We start from the raw sequence: 1,299 nt of genomic DNA, 5'->3' as shown, positions 1-1,299 counted from the left end.
AGAAATTGACTAATGATCTTTAAGATCATCAACACAACACAACCCCGAAAGGTCATGTTGCAAAGATGCTCGCGTCCACTGTGTAGTTCTCAAAGTACGGGCGGTACCCGCCCCACCCACCAGCAAAAGCCAGCAGCAGGACGAGCCCAGAGAAGTCGCACACCACCCAAAGGCGGCATCCGGTCCCTCAGGACCCAACAGCGTGCCGGCACCCCGCTCACCCACCCACACCCTCCAACCACCGAAGTGGCGTACTAGTGCGAATCAGCTGCGCCGATGCCATGTCAAATGTTCCACCCACGAGCCCCACCCAGGAACATTCGCCCTGAGCTGGGTCCTACAACCCCAAAGGGTTGAGGTGCTCCTTAGAAAGGAGGTGATCCAGCCGCACCTTCCGGTACGGCTACCTTGTTACGACTTAGTCCTAATTACCGATCCCACCTTCGACGGCTCCCCCCACAAGGGTTGGGCCACCGGCTTCAGGTGTTACCGACTTTCATGACTTGACGGGCGGTGTGTACAAGACCCGGGAACGTATTCACCGCAGCGTTGCTGATCTGCGATTACTAGCGACTCCGACTTCATGAGGTCGAGTTGCAGACCTCAATCCGAACTGGGACCGGCTTTTTGGGATTCGCTCCACCTCACGGTATTGCAGCCCTTTGTACCGGCCATTGTAGCATGCGTGAAGCCCAAGACATAAGGGGCATGATGATTTGACGTCATCCCCACCTTCCTCCGAGTTGACCCCGGCAGTATCCCATGAGTTCCCACCATTACGTGCTGGCAACATAGAACGAGGGTTGCGCTCGTTGCGGGACTTAACCCAACATCTCACGACACGAGCTGACGACAACCATGCACCACCTGTTCACGAGTGTCCAAAGAGTCCCCTATTTCTAGGGTGTTCTCGTGTATGTCAAGCCTTGGTAAGGTTCTTCGCGTTGCATCGAATTAATCCGCATGCTCCGCCGCTTGTGCGGGTCCCCGTCAATTCCTTTGAGTTTTAGCCTTGCGGCCGTACTCCCCAGGCGGGGAACTTAATGCGTTAGCTGCGTCACGGAATCCGTGGAAAGGACCCCACAACTAGTTCCCAACGTTTACGGGGTGGACTACCAGGGTATCTAAGCCTGTTTGCTCCCCACCCTTTCGCTCCTCAGCGTCAGTTACGGCCCAGAGATCTGCCTTCGCCATCGGTGTTCCTCCTGATATCTGCGCATTCCACCGCTACACCAGGAATTCCAATCTCCCCTACCGCACTCTAGTCTGCCCGTACCCACTGCAGGCCCGAGGTTGAGC

General features: G+C 56.3%; 1 rRNA gene. It reads right to left on the bottom strand.

The annotated features are described in order from the left end of the window. Positions 1-369: 369 nt before the first annotated feature. Positions 370-1,299: ribosomal RNA gene (locus tag R8Z57_RS17385) — 16S ribosomal RNA — on the bottom strand; the annotation flags it as partial.

It is taken from the genome of Microbacterium sp. M3 (assembly GCF_033548675.1).
In the GTDB taxonomy this organism is placed as follows: Bacteria; Actinomycetota; Actinomycetes; order Actinomycetales; family Microbacteriaceae; genus Microbacterium; species Microbacterium arthrosphaerae.
This window is presented reverse-complemented; position numbering and strand designations above follow the sequence as displayed.